We start from the raw sequence: 16,275 nt of genomic DNA on the forward strand, positions 1-16,275 counted from the left end.
GCTACGCCGCTCCAGAAGGTTCAACGCGGACGGACGCGGCAAAGTGCCCGTCGATGCGACCCCTGTTCGTCCGCCGGCATCACGGGGACCGCAAGGTGACTGGGCGATTTAACATGGTTTGTGCACCAAGCGGCCCGCACGGCTTGTTGATGGGACGCGGTGCCGCGCCGCCCCTCGACCATGGTCGCGTTCTGTGACGTTTTCGCGGGCGGTTCTGGTTATGAGGAGCGGGTGGGGGTGGCGGCGAGACGGTCGAGGGCCGTGCGCAGATGGTGGCCCAGGGCGGCACTGCCGGTGTGGCCGGAGTCGGTCACGCCGATGAGTTCGACGTCGGGCCAGGCGCGGGCGAGGTCCCAGGCCACCTGGTAGGGGCTGCCCAGGTCGTGCCGTCCATGGATCAGCACCCCGGGGATGCCGGCGAGGCGGCCGGCGTCGCGCAGCAGGATGCCTTCGTCCAGCCAGGCGCCGTGGCTGAAGTAGTGGGAGCAGATCCGGGCGAGGGCCAGCCGGGCGCGCGGGGGACGGCTTCCGTAGGCGCCGGGGCGACCGTTCGATTCCAGCGAGATGACCGCGTCCTCCCAGGCGCACCAGGCATCGGCGGCCGCCGCGCGCACGGCGGGGTCGGGATCGTCCAACCGGCGCGCGTAACGGGCGACGAGACCACCGGCGGGCTGCCAGGTACCGAGCGCGGTGTCGAGGGCGGCGTCGGGGGCGCTCGTGCGGGACGTGTCGGGGACGGGCGCGGGTAGCGCGCGGCGGAAGGTCTCCCATTCGGCGGGGAAGAAACGGGCGACGCCGCGGTAGAGCCAGTCGATGTCGGCGCGACGGGTGAGCGTCACGCTGACCAGGACGATGGCCGTCAACGTGGCTGGATGGCGCTGCGCGTGGGCGAGCGCCAGGGTCGATCCCCAGGACGAGCCGTGGAGCAGCCACGATTCGACGCCGAGGTGCTGGCGCAGCCGCTCGATGTCGGCGAGCAGATGCTCGGTGGTGTTGTGCGTGAGGTCGGTGTCGTGGTCGCCGGCGTGGGGGGTGCTGCGGCCACAGCCGCGCTGGTCGAACAGGATGATCCGGTACCGGTCGGGGTCGAACCAGCGGCGGGCACCGACGCTCGCACCGGAACCCGGCCCGCCATGGACGACCAGGGCCGGGCGGCCGGCGGGATTTCCGCAGGTCTCCCAGTAGACGTGCTGGCCGTCGCCGACGTCGAGCAGGCCGTGGTCGTACGGTTCGATCGGCGGATACTGCGCGGTCACCCCCACATCTTGGCGCGGCGCGTGCGGATGCGGGCGGTCTTACAGGTTCTGGCCGCCGGACAGCTCGATGCGGGTGCCGTTCGCCCAGCTGAAGCCGTCGGCGAGGATCAGGGGGACGGCGGCGCCGATGTCGTCGGCCTCGCCGGCGCGGCCCAGCGCGATGGCGGCGGCGACGGCTCGGTTGGTCTGTTCGTTGTCCCGCACGACTCCGCCGCCGAAGTCGGTGGCGATGGCGCCGGGGACCAGCACGTTCACCCGGATGCCTCGTTCGCCCAGCTCCTTGGCCTGATAGCGGGTGAGCACCTCGATGGCACCCTTCGCCGAGGCGTAGGCGGCGAAACCGGGACCGGTGAAGCGGGCCAGACCGGAGGAGACGTTGAGGATGCGTCCGCCGTCGGCGAGCAGGGGCAACAGCAACTGGGTGAGGAAGAACGGGGCCTTGACGTGGACGTGGAACAGTTCGTCGAACTGCTCCGCGGTGGTCTCCGTGTACGGCGCGTGCACACCGATGCCCGCGTTGTTGACCAGGTAGGCCAGCCGCTCGACGCCGAACCCGTCAAGGGTGGCCCGGATCTGGGTGGTGAAGTCGTCGAAGCTCTCGCTGTCGGCGACATCGAGACGCAGTGCCGCCGCCGGGACGTCGAGCGCGGTCAGCTCGGCGACCAGTTTGCCCGCTTCCTCGGAGTTGCTGTGATAGGTGCCGATCACGCCGATGCCCGCCTGGGCGAGGTGTGTGGCCATGCTCCGACCAAGCCCGCGGCTCGCACCTGTGACCAGCGCGATCCGTGCCCCGTCGACTGCGGGTGTGGTGGGCGGGAGCAGGTCGGACGGATACGGGTCGGACATGAGTCCTCCGAACGGGTGCGCCTGCCTCCTGGACACCTCCATTCTTCCCACCGAAGCCCGAGGGGTCACGAACACGGCCCGAACAATTCTCGGGGAGCGGGGCGCAGGCCGTCGAGCATGACGCCGAGCAGATGGTCGCGCCGCTGCGCGAGGGGGCCTCGTTCGGTCAGAGCGGCCACGGCGGTGGTGAGCACGAACACGTCGGTTCCGGTGACGTCGGGGCGGATCTCGCCGTCGGCCTGGGCTCGCTCCAGCAGCCGTGTCCCGGCCGACCGCAGGGCCGCGCAGGAGACCGCCAGCGCCGAGTCGGGATCGTCCATGATCGCGGCCAGGGACGCCGGCAGCCCCTGGTAGGTGCCCGCGCCGGCGGCGAGCTCCCGTAGCCACTCGGTGAGTGCCGCGGCGGGTGGACGGGTGGCCGCGAGGGTGTCGGAGAGCTCGACGAGCCGGTCGAACCCCTGCCGCAGGAGCGCCTCGAGCAGGGCCTCGCGGGTCGGGAAGTGCCGATAGAGGGTGCCAAGTCCGACCTCGGCCCGACGGGCGACGTCGCGCAGGGACGCCTGCACGCCCTGCTCGGCGAGCACGACCCGGGCGGTGGCCAGGATGTGCTCGTAGTTGCGACGGGCGTCGGCGCGGCGGTCCCGAGGCGTGGACGCGGGCCCGGGCCCGGGGACTGGCCGCGGCTCGGGCGGCTCGGGCGGCTCGGGCGGCTCGGCGATCATGATGTGGGTATTCGCTGCATCGGCACCACACTGTATCGGCGCTGCCCCGGCCCGTGCCCGTCCGGCGAGTCCCTGCCGACGTCGGCGGTTCGACGCTCATTCGGAGCACTGCTCCGTCTATCATGTGGAGCGATGCTCCACTTGCCGGTCTGCGGTGAGCTGGCGCGTCGTACCCCGGCTGCTCCGCTCGATGGCGGAGACCGCCGTAGACGACCAGAAAGGACATCCGACCTGTGCAGTCGATCCGCGTCCATCGCACCGGGCCACCGAGCGAACTACGGCTGGAGGAGGTGGAGCGTCCGACGCCGGCCGCGGGCGAGGTGCTCGTCCAGGTGCACGCGGCCGGGATCAACCCGCCCGATCTGTATGCGCGCGCGGGCTTTCCGACCATTCCCGAACAGGTGCGCCCGTCCGTTCCACTGCCGTTGACTCCGGGCACGGATGTGTCCGGGGTCGTGGTGGGGGTCGGTCCCGGCGTCACCGCCTGGGCGGAGGGCGATGAGGTCCTCGGCCTGCTCCGTTTCCCGTCCGGGGGCGTCGACGGTGGGCGGGGCTACGCGCAGTACGCGACGGCCCCGGTCGGCGACCTGGCCCGTAAACCGTCGGAACTCAGCCATGTGGGCGCGGCTGCGATCCCGATGGCCGGTCTCACCGCCTGGCAGTACGCCACCGAGTACGCTCCCGTCACGTCCGGGCACACTGTGCTGGTCAACGGGGCGGCTGGCGGCGTCGGGCACTTTCTGGTGCAGCTTGCCCGTCGGGCCGGGGCACGCGTCGTCGCCGTCGCGTCCACCCGGCACGCGGAGTTTCTGCGTGGTCTCGCGGTCGACGAGTACATCGACTACACGACAACCCGGGTCGCGCGGGCCGCGAAGGACATCGACCACCTGTTTGACACCGTCGGAGGTCCGCGGGGTCATCTGCTCACCCCGGCGATCCGGGACGGGGGTGTGCTCAGCCCGGTCTTCTTCGGTGACTATCACGAGGACGAGCTCGCGCGGCGGGGCATCGTCGTGCGCGGCGGGCAGGTGCGCTCCGACGGTTCCCAGCTCGCCGAACTGGTCGGGCTGGTCGCCGTGGGCGTCCTACGGGTCGCTGTCGACGAGGTCTATCCGCTCGCCGAGGCGGCCCGGGCGCACGAGCGGGCCGAACAGGGCCATATCCAGGGAAAACTGGTGCTTCGGGTGGACCACTGAGTTCTTCCTGGTGGTCAGCTGGTGGGCCGGCCCGTGTGCGCCATCGCGGTGAATCCGGAGCCGGCCCGCCAGATCGTGTCATTGACCAGCTCGGTGATTTTCCAGCCCTGCGGGGTGAGTTGCAGCCGCACGGTGATCACACTGCCGGCCACGAAGTAGTCCTCGGCCGATCCGGCGCTTTTTCGGGCGCCGTCCCACAGGTGCATGGCGACCAGGTTCGCCCGGAGGGTGGCGTTGTCACCGGCCACGATCACGTCGTGCCCGGTCAGCAGATGCTGGGTGCTCTCGAAGCGTGCGAGGCTTTCCCGATGGCCGTCGCCGATCGCCGCCGGGCCAGTGAGCTGCGTGCCGTTGGGCCGGATAACACCCGCTCCGGCGGTGAATATACGCCCAAGGTGGGAAGCGTCGAAAACGCGCTCGTCCAGAGCCCGGAAATAGCGGTTGACCACCTGTGTGATCTCGGCTGTGTCGATCCAGTGGTTCAGACTCGCGGTGCGATCACTGATCCTCTCCGACATATCCGTGATGCTAACGGCGGTGGGGGAACTCCGCGCGTCACCGGGAGATCGGGGTCAGTCCCCGCTGGGTACCCAGGGACCGACGCCGGTGACGCGTTCCACGGTGTACCGGACGATGAAGCCGGCGGACCTGGGCGCCGGGAACTCGGCGTCGGGCGCGATGTAGACCTTCGCCAGGCGGTTGAGCAGATCCCAGGTGGCGTCGCTCGGCTCGATCGTGGCCCGGGTGTGCAGGACCGCGTACGGGTTGAGGAACACCCCGGCCTCGCGGGGTGCCGCCAGGGACAGCACGACCCGGGGGTCTCGCTCGATGTTGCGCAGCTTCGCGTACCAGTTGAGGTGACCGCTCACCACATCATCGCCGTCCAGCCCGATCCAGATGACGGACACCTGCGGGCTGCCGTCGGCGTTGCTGGTGCTCAGGTGGGCCAACGGACCTGTCTCGACGAGCTCGGTGAGTTCACGGGGCAGCGCAACCACGGCCGGTTCTCCCTGCGTGAGATGTGAGCCCGCCGCAGCCGTGCGCCGGACGTCCTGCCGCCCACGGTAGTCACCGGGTGCCAGATGCGCCGGAGTGGGTCAGTCGCGGGTGAAGGTGACGTGGGTGACGCCGTGCGGGCTGGTCACCGATTCGACGGCGAAACGCTTCTCGAGGCCTTCCAGGTCGTCCCACAGCCGCACCCCGCGGCCGAGGACGATCGGGGTGAGGACGACGTGCAGGTGGTCGATCAGGTCGGCGGCGAGGAACGCGCGCACCGTGGTCGGGCCGCCGCCGATCCGGACGTCCCGGCCGCCGGCTGCCGCGCGGGCCTGGCGCAGGGCCTGCGCGGGGTCGGCGTCGAGGAAGTGGAAGGTGGTGCCGCCCTCGAGCTCCAGGGCCGGCCGCACATGATGCGTCAGCACGAACACCGGGGTGTGGAAGGGCGGGTTGTCGCCCCACCAGCCCTTCCAGTCGTGGTCGGCCCAGGGGCCGGTCTGCGGGCCGAACTTGCCGCGCCCCATGATCTCGGCGCCGATCTCCGGCTCCCAGGCGCGGGCCACCGCGTCGTCGACCCCGGTCTCACCGCCGGGCTCGCCGTGCATCGACCGGAAGGCGCGGGTCCGGAAGAACCACTGGTGCAACCGGTCCTCGGCATGGCCGAAGGGCTGCTCGAAACTCTGGCCGTCGCCGGTGGCGAAGCCGTCGAGGGACAGGGAGAAGTTGTGCACCCGCACGCGCGACATACGACTCGGCCTTCCGCTTGGCACCGGACGTCCCGGCGGCCGACCACGGACCGCCGCACCGACCAGCATCGGTGGTGGCGCCGACCCTACGCCGGCATCCGTCCCGGTTGACGGGCCCTGGTCCTGGCACCGGGGCCAGGACCAGGCAACCGACGATGTGGTGCGGCCTGGCGGTGTGGGTCAGTTCGCCGGCAGGTCGACCGAGCCGTCGATGACCTCGCCGGTGGCGCGGTCGACCGCGTGCACGCTCATGGTCTGGTCGATGCCCTGGTCGGGTGCCTTGCCCAGTGCGCGCAGCCCGGTGGCGGTCGCCGTGACGTCCACATGGTCGAGGAACACGATGTCGTTGTCGGCGAACGTCACCGTCCAGACGTGACCGGCCGGCGTGGCGATCTCGAACTCCTCGCCCGCGACCAGCCCGGGGCCGTCGTCGTCGTGCTGCGACTTCAGCGTCCAGGTGCTGCCGAGCGAGCCGACGCCGTCCGTGCTCACCGCCGGCCCGAGGCGACGGCCGCCGCCCCCGCCGCCCCCGCCGCCGTCTCCACCGCCGTGACCGCTGCCGGGGCCGCCCGAGGCGAGCGCCGCCGGCGCCGACAACAGACTCACACCCATCGCCACCGATGCGGCGAGCACGGTGATCGAGGCCTTCTTCGTCCGCAGTGCCCTGGTTCGCCTGACTGTGCCGCGCATGGTCCAGCTCCGTTCTGCTCCGAGCCCGGGACCGCCATGACGACCATGACGGCCAACGGGATTTCGACAGCAGATAGCGGTGCCGGTTACGGACATCCGGGTCGATGGCCGACGGGTGTGTAACCGGGGCGCCTATCCACAAGAATGTGTCAGGTCGCGGGTCGGTACGGCCGGCGGCGGTGCTGTCGCTGCTGAGCGGCCTGTTCCTCGCGGGCACTTTCCGGGCTCGCCGGTGCCGGCGGAAATCATTTTCTGTCGTTTTCCGGACAGAATCAGGGTCGAATGTCGTCCCGTCGTAATCCCTGGGGTGCGGGCCGGCGTGGCGCGGGCGATGCCCTGACCTCCTGCGATTGTCTGACCTGTGTGACGGAAAAATCGGAAGTGGTGACCTGTGCGTTGACACGGCGTCGGACCATGCGTGGTGCGGGGCTGGCCGCGGCCGCGGCACTGCTCGTCGCGGGTACGGCGACGAGCGCGTACGCGGTGGCGGACGGCATCACGGCGCAACCCGGTCAGTACGGCTACGCCGCCCGGCTGACCATGACGGACATTCCGAACCCGGACGGCAGCCACCACGACAGTGCCTGCAGCGCGGCGCTGATCGCCCCGAGCTGGCTCATCACCGCCGGCCACTGCTTCCACGACGTCGACCACCAGCCGGTCAGCGGGCCGGTGCTCTATCCGACGGCAGCGACGATCGGACGGGTCGACGCCGACGGCCCCGGCCCGGGTGGCCACGATGTCGCCGTGGTGGCGGCGGTGCAGTCACCGGGCCACGACATCGCGCTGGCGCACCTGGCCGAGCCGGTCGACGACATCACGCCGCTCGCGCTCGACCCGGCCGCGCCGCACCTCGGTGACGTGCTGCGGATCCTGGGGTGGGGGGCGCTGCGCGGTGACCATCCGGTTCCGTTGAGCCGGCTGCAGAGCGGTCAGGTGCAGATCAGCGGCATCGCCGACAGCACCGTCGCCGTCCGGGGTCGGGCGCCACGGTGGACCACCGGTGCCTGCCCGTTCGACTCCGGCGCGCCCTATGTGCGTGAGTCCGACACCGGTGGACCTGTTCTGGTCGCGGTGGAAAGCGGCGGTCCGAGCTGCCCGCATCCCTTCGACGAGACGGCCTCCCGGATCGACGTCGTCCACTCATGGATCCAGTCGACCATCGCGGCACCGGAGTAGAGGGCCGCCCCGGCCGCCTCGGTCGTGCTCGGTCGTGCTCGGTCAGCTCGAGGAGTCCGGCCAGCCGGTGCGGCCCTGACGAAACCCGACCGTGACCTCGGTCTTTGCGTACTGTGGGTGGTATTCCACCGATCCTGGCCAGGAGGCAGTGCGTGAACCGCGCGGAACTGACCGAGCTGATCGTCGCGAACCGACGGCGCAGGAAACTGACCTGGGCCGAGATCGCCACGGCGGTCGGGCGCAGCAAGGAGTCGGTCACCGCGGGGTGTCTGGGCCAGATGTCGTTCGACGAGGCCGAGGCCGCCGTCCTGGTGGGGCTGCTCGATCTGCCGGCGGACGCGGCCAGCCTGCTCACCGACCCGCCCTACCGTGGTTCGCTGCCCACAGACGTCCCCAGCGACCCGCTGATCTACCGGTTCTACGAGCTGATCTCCGTGTACGGAACGACGTTCAAGGAGCTCATCCAGGAGGAGTTCGGCGACGGCATCATGAGCGCCATCGACTTCTCGATGAACCTCGAACGCGAACCCCATCCGGCCGGTGACCGGGTGCACATCACGATGAGCGGCAAGTTCCTGCCCTACCGCCGTTACTGACACGCCCTCGTCCGGCTCAGCCCTCGAGGTAGGTCAGGACGGCGCGGACCCGGCGGTTGTCGTCCTCGGACGGGGCCAGGTCGAGCTTCGTGAAGATGCTGTTGGTGTGTTTTCCGATGGCCTTCTCGGTCACGACCATGGCGGTCGCGATCGCCGCGTTCGACCGGCCCTGGGCCATGTGCGCCAGGACCTCGCGTTCGCGTGGGGTGAGCCGGTCGAGCGGCCGGCGGCGGCTGTCGAGAAGTCTCGCGACGACGGTCGGGTCGAGCGCGGTCCCGCCGGCGGCGACCCGGCGAACCGCCTCGATGAACTGCCGGACGTCCGACACCCGGTCCTTGAGCAGGTAGCCGATCGCGCCGTGACCGTCGGCGAGCAGCTCCCGGGCGTAGAGCTGCTCGACGTACTGCGACAGCACCAGCACCGGCAACCCGGGTATCCGCTCGCGGGCGGTGAGCGCCGCCCGCAGCCCCTCGTCGGTGTGGGTCGGTGGCAGACGGACGTCCACGACGGCGATGTCCGGACGCCGGGCCAGCAGTTCCCGCACCAGCATCGGGCCGTTGTCGACCGCGGCGACGACCTCGAAGTCGTAGGCCTCGAACAGCCGGATCAGGCCGTCCCGCAGCAGGGTCAGATCCTCGGCGAGCACCACGGTAGGCCGGCTCACGGTGGCTGGTCATCCCCTCTGCGGGTCGGTGGGCAGCGTGATCGTCATGAGGGTGGGACCTCCTGGCGGGCTTGAGATGTCCAGGCGGGCATCCACCGTCGCCAGGCGTCCGATGATGCCCGGCAGGCCCGATCCGCGGGTGGGATCGGCGCCGCCCGTCCCGTCGTCAGCTACGACGATGCGCGGGTCAGGCTGGAAGGTGACCTCGATGGCGCTGGCCCCGGCGTGTCGGACGGCGTTGGTCAGGCACTCGGCGACCGCGAAGTACAGCGCGGACTCCACCGGCGCCGCCAGATCCGGCGGGAACTCACCGGTGACGGTCACCGGCAGCGCCAGGTCCAGGGCGAGGGCCCGCACCGCGCCGACCAGCCCACGGTCGCTGAGTACCGCCGGATGGATGCTGTGCATCACCGAACGCAGGTCGTCGAGCGCGCCGACCGCCGTGGTACGGGCCTCACCGAGCAGCCGCGCGGCCGCCCGCGGATCGTGGGCGAGGAGATCCTCGGCCAGGCCCAGGGTGAGGGCGAGGGAGACCATCCGGGCCTGCGCCCCGTCGTGCAGGTCGCGTTCCACCCGTTTGAGCTCGGCGGCCTGGCCGTCCAGGGCGACCTGCCGGGTGTGGGCGAGGGTCGCGACCCGTTCGGTGAGCTGCTTCTCCCGTCCGGACGCCCGCCGCCGCAGGACCACGGTGAGCACGCCGAGCACGATCAGCCAACCGGTGAGGCTGTACGCGGGCCAGAAGATCCCGCCGCCGGACAGCAGCCAGGCGGCCACCTCGATCGCCGCGACCAGGACGACCGTCGCGCGGGTCAGCGCCAGCCACCGTCGCGGCCCGCCCGGCACGGCGAGCACCCGTAGCCCCAGGTACTCGGCGCTCAGCACGGCCGCGAGACCGAACCACACCCAGCGCGGCCAGAACGCGCCGCCGCCGCCGAGCGCCCAGGCCACCGTGGTGATCACGCCGATCAGCACCGCGAGGGCGGCCTGGCCGGCGACCACGTCCCGATTCCAGCGGTGACCCCACCGGCCGGTCTGACCGGGCGCTGGCGCCTGAACCCACCGGCCCAGCCGGGCCAGCCGGTTCGTCCAGTCGGACGGACTCATCGGGCCACGCTCGGGACCGCCGGTGCGTCGAGGGTGGCCGGCGGACGGTGGTAGGCGCGCCGCAGCAGCGTCTCGGCCGGGCCTCGCCTGCCGCGGGCGTCCATCCGGCGGGCGGCCAGGACGGACACCGTCCAGGTGACGAGCGCGCACGACAACGCGACGTAGGTGGAACCGCCCAGGTCAAGCGCCCAGCGGGAGAACAGCATGAGCCAGACGCAGGACTGGAACAGATAACCCGACAGCGATCGACGCCCCAGCGCCGCCACCGCACCGATCACGCTGTCACCGACGCCGACGCCGACGCCGACGCCGCTGGTGCTGGTGCTGGTGCTGGTGCTGGTGCCGCGGATGGTGCCGGCGGCCGCGGCGGCGTTTCCGGGCTGGGATGGGCGGTGGTTCGGGGTCGCGGTGAGACGGGCGACGAGCAGGCCGAACAGGGCGGCGTAGGCCACGCCCCCGTATTCGCCGGTGATCGCGTGCACCCACGACATGGCGTCCACGGTAGCGGTGTTGACGTGCAGGGCGCCGGCGGAGACCAATGCGTAGGGCAGCCCGCCGAGCAGCGAGACGGCCAGCCCGCTGAAGGCGACCCGACGTAGCAGGGTGCGGTGCGCGGCCGGCTCCTCGAGCAGCCGGCGCCGGGCCGCCCAGATTCCCAGCCAGACGATGATGATGAACGGCAGGACCGTGGCGGTGTGCACGGGCCATTCCTGTAGCCGGTCGAGCAGAGACCGACCATAGGAGTGCGCGGCCAGCGACGGGTCGGTTCTGTTCGTGATGGTGCCGACGGTGGTGGAGTCGTCGCCCGCCCACAGCCAGAGCATTCGGACCGAGAAGATCAGTGCGTCAACGGTCTGCAGCAGCCAGAGCCACAGCACGATCCGGTGGAACCGGTCGCCGCGGGGCAGGATCACCAGGGTCGCGATGATCCCGACAATGCCGTACGCGCCGAGGAAGTCGCCGAAGTAGAGCAGCGTTCCGTGGGCGAATCCAAGCACTACCAGCGCCGTGTTGCGTTGCAGCAGTATGCGTCGGCGCGCCGATGTGAGCCCCCCACCTGCCACCGCCGTGAATCCACCGGCACTGGTGGTCGGATATCCGGTGGACGCCGACCGGCTACGGGCCAGCTGCACCAGCCCGTAGCCGAACATCAGCCCGAACACCGGGTAGGCCCGGTTGTTCACCAGCATTGTCAGCAGGAAGTTCAGGACGCGCCCCGGTCCATGTGGCCGCGGATCGAGGCCGGGCTCACCGGCGAAGGCGCAGTTCCCTGCATTCGCCAGGGCGATGAACAGCAGCATCGCGCCACGGGTCAGATCAGGAGCCAGCGCCCGTTCGGCGCGCGCCACCCTCGGTGCGGTCGGGGACGGGTCGGGGGTACGTGTCTGTGGCATGTACCCCACGGTCGCCGTCCCCGGGCGTCGCCACGAGGGGCCTGGACCGCCTCTTACCCGGTAGGCCTGGCCCTACCCCCGGCTGGCCGGGGTGAACGAGGTGGTGCAGGTAGCGCGCTGGGAACCGCTGCTCACCGTGATCGTGATCAGGACCCGGTATCCCGGTGTGGCATGGCTGATGCGCCAACGAAGGACCGCGCGGCCGAGGGTGTCGGCCGTTCCGGATTTCCGGGTGGTGGTCGTCCGGTAGTGCGCGAGACCGGTCACTCGGGCCGACGACGCGGTTTCGATGAGAACGGGCTCGGTCTGGTTCATGGTCGGATTCGGGACCAGGGCGAGGGCCCGACAGGAAAGTGTCGTGGCGGCGTTCGCGGTGCCCGCGGGCACCAGCAAGGTGCCGGCCAGGACGGCAAAAGCGACAAAAAAGCTGCTGAAAAGAGCTTTGATTCTCATGTGCATCCCCCGAGCTGGTTCATCTCCGTCGCGCGCCGGAGCGCTTTTCGTACCCTGCTGATCTATCACGGTGTTCGGCCGGCGCGGGGATTCGCCGCGGACAGTTTTGTCGCACGTCAGCGGGTCGTGTGGTGATTGTCCAGGCGTTGCAGGAGGCGGACGAGATCGAGGCGTTCCGCCGGGCTGAGCGGGGCGAGCAGTTCGTCCTGGGCCTCGTCGACCAGGCGGTCCAGCAGGTCCAGTCGGGATCGGCCGGTCGGGGTCAGGGTGACGATGTTGCGCCGTCGGTCGGCGGGGTCGGGGAGGCGCCGCACCTGCCCGGCCTGGGCCAGCGTGCCGAGGACGGCGACCATGTCGCTGCGGTGAATCCCGGTGCGGTCGCTGAGAGCCGCCTGGCTGGCCGGTCCGGTGTCGCGCAACGTCACCAGCACGGAGTACTGCCACCGGGTCGCCCCGGCGGTGTCCAGGCGGGCGTTCGAGATCCGATCGGCGTGCAGTGCGCCGCGGCCGAGGAGTCGGCTGGCCAGGGAACGCAGGCGGGCCGGCACGGCCGCCGGGTCGACGGTCCGCGGGTGACGGTCGCGCTCCGGCATGCCCCGCAGTCTAGGCCGACGGGAGGCTTGCGTTGGTGGCCCCAACGTTTTACCGTTTGCCCTACTAACGTTAGGGAGGCAAACGAATGACCATCGAACCGTTCCGGATCGCCGTGCCGCAGGCTGACCTCGACGACCTGCGGGCCCGGCTCGACCGCACCCGCTGGCCGCACGAACTCCCCGGCGGCGGCGACGCGTTCGGCCTGCCACAGGCCCGCGTGCGGCCCCTCGCCGAGTACTGGCGCCACCACTACGACTGGCGGACGGCCGAGGCCGAACTGAACGGCCATCCCCAGTTCGTCACCGAGATCGACGGCCAGCGCATCCACTTCCTGCACGTGCGCAGCCCACGACCGGACGCGCTGCCGCTGCTGCTCACCCATGGCTGGCCGGGGTCGATCGTGGAGTTCCTCGACGTGATCGAGCCGCTGTCCACAGACTTCCACCTGGTCATCCCATCCCTGCCGGGCTGGGGCTTCTCCGGCGCCACCCGTGAGCGTGGCTGGAACGTCGACCGGGTGGCCCACGCCTTCGCCGAACTGATGCGCCGACTGCGCTATGACCGCTATGGCGCGCACGGCGGAGACTGGGGGGCGGCGGTGTCCCGGGCCCTGTCGCAGCACGACGCCGAACATGTCGTCGCGATCCACCTGACCTATCTGCCGACCCCACCACTGCCCGGCGACCCCGAGCCCAGCACGCTGTCGGCGGGCGACCAGGAGCGCCTCGCCCAGCTCACGTCCTACCAGCGCCAGCAGCCGGCCGTCCGGTCGTTCAACGCCACCCGGCCGCAGACCCCCGCCTACGCGCTCGCCGACTCGCCGGTCGGCCTGCTCGCCTGGCTGCTCGACCCGATGACGATGTGGGCCGCCGCCGACTTCCCGATCAGCCCCGACCGGGTCCTCACCAACGTCATGCTGTACTGGCTGACCGGCACCGCCGGGACCGCCGCCCGCCTGCACCGGGAGTCCGGCGGCCCGGCGTCGTGGCGTACGGTCCAGCCGGTCGGCGTGTTCGTGCTACCCGAGGACATCACCCGTCCCGTTCGGGCCTACGCCGAACGACGGCTGCCGATCGCCGGCTGGACGGAGGCCGACCGCGGCGGTCACTTTCCCGGCCTCGAGGTCCCCGACCTGCTCGTCGCCGACATCCGAGCCTTCTTCTCGCTCGACACCTGACGCCCGGCTCCGCTCGTTCGGATCACGCCCGATGGCGACTCACCGCCACGACGGAGACGATGACGGCGATGACGAGGAGCGCGGCGAGCACCGCGAGGGCGATTTTCACCCGGCTCCAGGGCCGTTCACCGTGCACCTCACCGGTGCGACCGTTGACCATCACCTGCCAGGTCCGTCCGGCATGCAGGTAGGTGGCGATCCACACCGGGAGCAGCATCAGTTTGAAGGTGACGTCGTGGTGGCGGGTGTCGACCGAGGTGACCTGCTGTTCGTCACCGCCGATGTCCCGGCGGCAGTCCTCGGTGATCACGGGTTTCATCCGGTCGCGCGCCTCGGTGAATCCGGCTTCCGGCTCGACGTCGTAACGCAGCGCGAAATGCCCGGCCAGGAACTCCGGCTGATAGGGCACGGATTCGGGTAGCGGCCACGGCGCGAGATCGTCGAGCTGCTTGCCGGGCAGGACGGTGCTACCGGGGACGAGTACGTCGTCGAAGTCGCGGGCGACCGCTCCGTGGGCGGGCGTCCAGCGGGTGCGCTGTACCTGCCGGGTCTGTCGGTTGCCGTCGCCGTCGGTGTAGGTCTCGGTGACGTAGTAATGCACACCGCGCTGGCCGGTGTACTGCGACCGCGTCCGCGCGTCGTACGTCCAGTGCGGCAGATAGGTGCTCTTCATCGACTCGGCCTCGGTGACCTTCTTCAGCGCCGAGGGCGCGAACCACCGCGACGACGTCCAACCGCGCACCGCGGTGCGCACGGCGGCCCGGTCGAGGGCGAACGGCAGCACGCCCTCGGGCACGATCTGCCCGGAGGCCGCCGGGTCGATCACCAGTGGCGCGCCGCAGAACTGGCAGACGCTCGCCGTCTCGTTCGTCTCGGTGCGGGCCGCGCAACGCTGGCAGACGAACACGTAGGCGCCGATGCTGCCGACCGGCTTGCGGGGCAGTGTCGCCAGGTCGGTGTACGCGATCTCGCGGATCTGCCGGGTCGGCGCGGCGATCTCCTGCCGAAAGCCGCAGTACGGGCAGCGCAGGCTGGACTCACCCGGCGCGAACTCGAGGCGCGCACCACAGCCTCCGCACGGATAGGTCGTCGCCGCGACCGGGATCATCGCGGTCAGCTCCGTGGGGGCAGCGGCGGTGGGACGTTGGCCAGCAGCGGCGCTACCTCGGCGACTTGGCCCGCCGGTGCCCACTGCGCCATGCCGGCCTTCCACACCAGGGTGTCGGGCCGGACCTCGCCGTCGGCGACCCGGGCAGCGAGCTGGGCGCGGTCGAACGGGCCGAGCTGCTGGCCGTTCACACCGACGAACCACTGCTCGGCGGTCGGCAGCGGTGGTGGCCCGGGCGGCCCGGCAGGGGGAGCGGGTGGCTGCCCCTGCGGCTGGGGTGCGGCCGGTGGCTGCCCGCCGACGGGACCGGCACCGCCGGTCGCCCCCGCGGCGCGCTGGCCCAGTGCCATCCCGAGGCCGATGCCGAGGCCCTCGCCGGCCCCGCCCTGGTTGCGGGCGGCGGCCTCGATGGCCTGCGCGGTCTGGAACTGGGTGTACTGGTCGAGGTTGCCGACGATGCCCATCTGGCTGCGCCGGTCGATCGCCGCCTCGACCTCGGGCGGCAGCGAGATGTTCTCGATGACGAACGTCGGGATCGCCAGGCCCACCGGGGCCAGCTCCTTGGTCAGCGCCGCGGCCAGCGCGTCCCCGATCGTGCCCTGCTGGGTGGCGAGGTCGAGCATCGGCACGCCCGCTGTCGCCAGCGCCGTCCCGAGCCGGCCGACGATGAGCTGGCGCAGGTACTCGGCGACCTCCTCGGTGCGGAACTGCGGGTCGGTGCCGGCGAGTTCGCGCAACAGCGCGGGCGGGTCGACCACCCGCATCGCGAACGCGCCGAACGCGCGCAGCCGGACCATCCCGAACTCACGGTCCCGGACGATGACCGGGTTCTGCGTGCCCCACTTCAGCTCGGTGAACTGCCGGGTGCTGACGAAGTACACCTCGGCCTTGAACGGCGAGTCGAAGCCGTACTTCCAGCCCTTGAGGGTGGACAGGATCGGCATGTTCTGGGTCTTGAGGGTGTACATGCCGGGGGTGAAGGAGTCGGCGACCTGGCCCTCGTTGACGAACACCGCCGCCTGGGACTCCCGCACGGTGAGCTTGGCGCCCATCTTGATCTCGTTCTCGTAGCGCGGGAAGCGCCAGACGATCGTGTCGCGGCTGTCATCGGTCCACTCGATGATGTCGATGAACTCGCCGCGGATTCGGTCGAAGATCCCCACCCGTACCGTCGCCTCCCCGTCACCCCACCGGACACCCGTGATCCGTCGGCCGCATCGGCCGGCGCCGTCCAGGCCACCGTCCGTCCAGGCCACCGTCCAGCCAGGCCACCGTCCAGCCAGGCTGCCGTTTCCAACCAGGACGGAGCCTACGACGACGGTACGACCGTCGCGGGAGCGCCTCGATCGGGTCGAGGGTGGCCCGCCGGGCCCGACGGCGGCCGGGCTCGGTCAGTCACGGCCCGGGACCGGGTCCTGCGCTGCCACGGCGCGGGCCGGTGACCGGGAAACGTAGCGCGCGGGCCCCGTCCTTCAGTGCGGGGTCAGCGCGTCAACTCGGCTGCCAGAATGACCGGGGAATCGTGTATTCTGTCAGGTGTGGGAAGTCGGGTGG

General features: G+C 71.0%; 18 protein-coding genes. 4 read left to right on the plus strand and 14 right to left on the minus strand.

Annotated elements, in window-relative coordinates; genetic code table 11:
- Positions 1–218: 218 nt before the first annotated feature.
- The 3 genes from pip to MXD61_RS08625 all read right to left on the minus strand — a co-directional run bounded on the left by pip (position 219) and on the right by MXD61_RS08625 (position 2,824).
- On the minus strand, positions 219–1,256 hold the full coding sequence (gene pip, locus MXD61_RS08615; protein WP_248812312.1) for a prolyl aminopeptidase: 1,038 nt from the start codon (positions 1,254–1,256) through the stop codon (positions 219–221).
- Positions 1,257–1,295: 39 nt separating this feature from the next.
- A complete protein-coding gene (locus tag MXD61_RS08620) occupies positions 1,296–2,102 on the minus strand; it encodes an SDR family oxidoreductase (protein ID WP_251079641.1) in 807 nt (268 codons plus the stop codon).
- Positions 2,103–2,167: 65 nt separating this feature from the next.
- The gene (locus MXD61_RS08625) at positions 2,168–2,824 is read right to left on the minus strand and encodes a TetR/AcrR family transcriptional regulator (RefSeq protein WP_248812314.1); all 657 of its coding nucleotides are present in this window, start codon (positions 2,822–2,824) and stop codon (positions 2,168–2,170) included.
- A gap of 233 nt (positions 2,825–3,057) precedes the next feature.
- Here MXD61_RS08625 and MXD61_RS08630 point away from each other — a divergent pair, with 233 nt between their 5' ends.
- Positions 3,058–4,020, plus strand: a complete 963-nt coding sequence (locus tag MXD61_RS08630) for an NADP-dependent oxidoreductase (protein WP_248812315.1) — start codon at positions 3,058–3,060, stop codon at positions 4,018–4,020.
- A gap of 14 nt (positions 4,021–4,034) precedes the next feature.
- Here MXD61_RS08630 and MXD61_RS08635 read toward each other — a convergent pair whose 3' ends face one another.
- From MXD61_RS08635 to MXD61_RS08650, 4 genes are all read right to left on the minus strand, one after another.
- A complete protein-coding gene (locus MXD61_RS08635; RefSeq protein WP_248812316.1) occupies positions 4,035–4,538 on the minus strand; it encodes a nuclear transport factor 2 family protein in 504 nt (167 codons plus the stop codon).
- Positions 4,539–4,592: 54 nt separating this feature from the next.
- Positions 4,593–5,018, minus strand: coding sequence for a PPOX class F420-dependent oxidoreductase (locus tag MXD61_RS08640; protein WP_248812317.1), 426 nt, complete (start codon positions 5,016–5,018; stop codon positions 4,593–4,595).
- A gap of 99 nt (positions 5,019–5,117) precedes the next feature.
- The gene (locus MXD61_RS08645; RefSeq protein ID WP_248812318.1) at positions 5,118–5,762 is read right to left on the minus strand and encodes a dihydrofolate reductase family protein; all 645 of its coding nucleotides are present in this window, start codon (positions 5,760–5,762) and stop codon (positions 5,118–5,120) included.
- Positions 5,763–5,942: 180 nt separating this feature from the next.
- On the minus strand, positions 5,943–6,452 hold the full coding sequence (locus MXD61_RS08650; RefSeq protein WP_248812319.1) for a hypothetical protein: 510 nt from the start codon (positions 6,450–6,452) through the stop codon (positions 5,943–5,945).
- A 414-nt stretch (positions 6,453–6,866) separates the two neighbouring features.
- Here MXD61_RS08650 and MXD61_RS08655 point away from each other — a divergent pair, with 414 nt between their 5' ends.
- Positions 6,867–7,631, plus strand: coding sequence for a trypsin-like serine protease (locus MXD61_RS08655; protein WP_248812320.1), 765 nt, complete (start codon positions 6,867–6,869; stop codon positions 7,629–7,631).
- A 152-nt stretch (positions 7,632–7,783) separates the two neighbouring features.
- Complete coding sequence (cynS, locus tag MXD61_RS08660; protein WP_248812321.1) at positions 7,784–8,227, plus strand: cyanase; 444 nt, start codon at positions 7,784–7,786, stop codon at positions 8,225–8,227.
- Between the two features lie 16 nt (positions 8,228–8,243).
- On the opposite strand, the gene MXD61_RS08665 is transcribed toward cynS, so the two are convergent.
- From MXD61_RS08665 to MXD61_RS08685, 5 genes are all read right to left on the minus strand, one after another.
- Positions 8,244–8,891 carry a response regulator transcription factor gene (locus MXD61_RS08665; RefSeq protein WP_248812322.1) on the minus strand — a complete coding sequence of 216 codons (648 nt, stop codon included), beginning with the start codon at positions 8,889–8,891 and terminating at the stop codon, positions 8,244–8,246.
- A gap of 9 nt (positions 8,892–8,900) precedes the next feature.
- Entirely contained in the window at positions 8,901–9,995 is a 1,095-nt protein-coding gene (locus MXD61_RS08670) for a sensor histidine kinase (protein ID WP_248812323.1), read from the minus strand.
- The gene (locus tag MXD61_RS08675; protein ID WP_248812324.1) at positions 9,992–11,389 is read right to left on the minus strand and encodes a DUF418 domain-containing protein; all 1,398 of its coding nucleotides are present in this window, start codon (positions 11,387–11,389) and stop codon (positions 9,992–9,994) included. Before MXD61_RS08675 ends, MXD61_RS08670 begins: the two co-directional genes overlap by 4 nt.
- Before the next feature lie 72 nt (positions 11,390–11,461).
- Entirely contained in the window at positions 11,462–11,842 is a 381-nt protein-coding gene (locus MXD61_RS08680; protein WP_248812325.1) for a hypothetical protein, read from the minus strand.
- A gap of 116 nt (positions 11,843–11,958) precedes the next feature.
- Positions 11,959–12,435 (minus strand): MarR family winged helix-turn-helix transcriptional regulator, encoded by a 477-nt coding sequence (locus tag MXD61_RS08685; protein WP_248812326.1) that lies wholly within the window; start codon positions 12,433–12,435, stop codon positions 11,959–11,961.
- Between the two features lie 86 nt (positions 12,436–12,521).
- Here MXD61_RS08685 and MXD61_RS08690 point away from each other — a divergent pair, with 86 nt between their 5' ends.
- Complete coding sequence (locus tag MXD61_RS08690; RefSeq protein WP_248812327.1) at positions 12,522–13,613, plus strand: epoxide hydrolase family protein; 1,092 nt, start codon at positions 12,522–12,524, stop codon at positions 13,611–13,613.
- Positions 13,614–13,635: 22 nt separating this feature from the next.
- On the opposite strand, the gene MXD61_RS08695 is transcribed toward MXD61_RS08690, so the two are convergent.
- Positions 13,636–14,721 carry a hypothetical protein gene (locus MXD61_RS08695; protein WP_248812328.1) on the minus strand — a complete coding sequence of 362 codons (1,086 nt, stop codon included), beginning with the start codon at positions 14,719–14,721 and terminating at the stop codon, positions 13,636–13,638.
- Between the two features lie 5 nt (positions 14,722–14,726).
- Positions 14,727–15,884, minus strand: coding sequence for an SPFH domain-containing protein (locus MXD61_RS08700; RefSeq protein ID WP_248812329.1), 1,158 nt, complete (start codon positions 15,882–15,884; stop codon positions 14,727–14,729).
- Positions 15,885–16,275 lie beyond the last annotated feature (391 nt).

Source organism: Frankia sp. AgPm24 (assembly GCF_023243055.1).
Classification (GTDB): domain Bacteria; phylum Actinomycetota; class Actinomycetes; order Frankiales; family Frankiaceae; genus Frankia; species Frankia umida.

What these genes read in the sequence shown, in the direction of transcription:
- MXD61_RS08620 (WP_251079641.1), bottom strand. Translation starts at nt 2,102, where the DNA reads ATGTCCGACCCGTATCCGTCCGACCTGCTCCCGCCCACCACACCCGCA.
- MXD61_RS08625 (WP_248812314.1), bottom strand. Translation starts at nt 2,824, where the DNA reads ATGATCGCCGAGCCGCCCGAGCCGCCCGAGCCGCCCGAGCCGCGGCCA.
- MXD61_RS08635 (WP_248812316.1), bottom strand. Translation starts at nt 4,538, where the DNA reads ATGTCGGAGAGGATCAGTGATCGCACCGCGAGTCTGAACCACTGGATC.
- MXD61_RS08645 (WP_248812318.1), bottom strand. Translation starts at nt 5,762, where the DNA reads ATGTCGCGCGTGCGGGTGCACAACTTCTCCCTGTCCCTCGACGGCTTC.
- MXD61_RS08650 (WP_248812319.1), bottom strand. Translation starts at nt 6,452, where the DNA reads ATGCGCGGCACAGTCAGGCGAACCAGGGCACTGCGGACGAAGAAGGCC.
- MXD61_RS08655 (WP_248812320.1), top strand. Translation starts at nt 6,867, where the DNA reads ATGCGTGGTGCGGGGCTGGCCGCGGCCGCGGCACTGCTCGTCGCGGGT.
- MXD61_RS08670 (WP_248812323.1), bottom strand. Translation starts at nt 9,995, where the DNA reads ATGAGTCCGTCCGACTGGACGAACCGGCTGGCCCGGCTGGGCCGGTGG.
- MXD61_RS08675 (WP_248812324.1), bottom strand. Translation starts at nt 11,389, where the DNA reads ATGCCACAGACACGTACCCCCGACCCGTCCCCGACCGCACCGAGGGTG.
- MXD61_RS08680 (WP_248812325.1), bottom strand. Translation starts at nt 11,842, where the DNA reads ATGAGAATCAAAGCTCTTTTCAGCAGCTTTTTTGTCGCTTTTGCCGTC.
- MXD61_RS08685 (WP_248812326.1), bottom strand. Translation starts at nt 12,435, where the DNA reads ATGCCGGAGCGCGACCGTCACCCGCGGACCGTCGACCCGGCGGCCGTG.
- MXD61_RS08690 (WP_248812327.1), top strand. Translation starts at nt 12,522, where the DNA reads ATGACCATCGAACCGTTCCGGATCGCCGTGCCGCAGGCTGACCTCGAC.
- MXD61_RS08695 (WP_248812328.1), bottom strand. Translation starts at nt 14,721, where the DNA reads ATGATCCCGGTCGCGGCGACGACCTATCCGTGCGGAGGCTGTGGTGCG.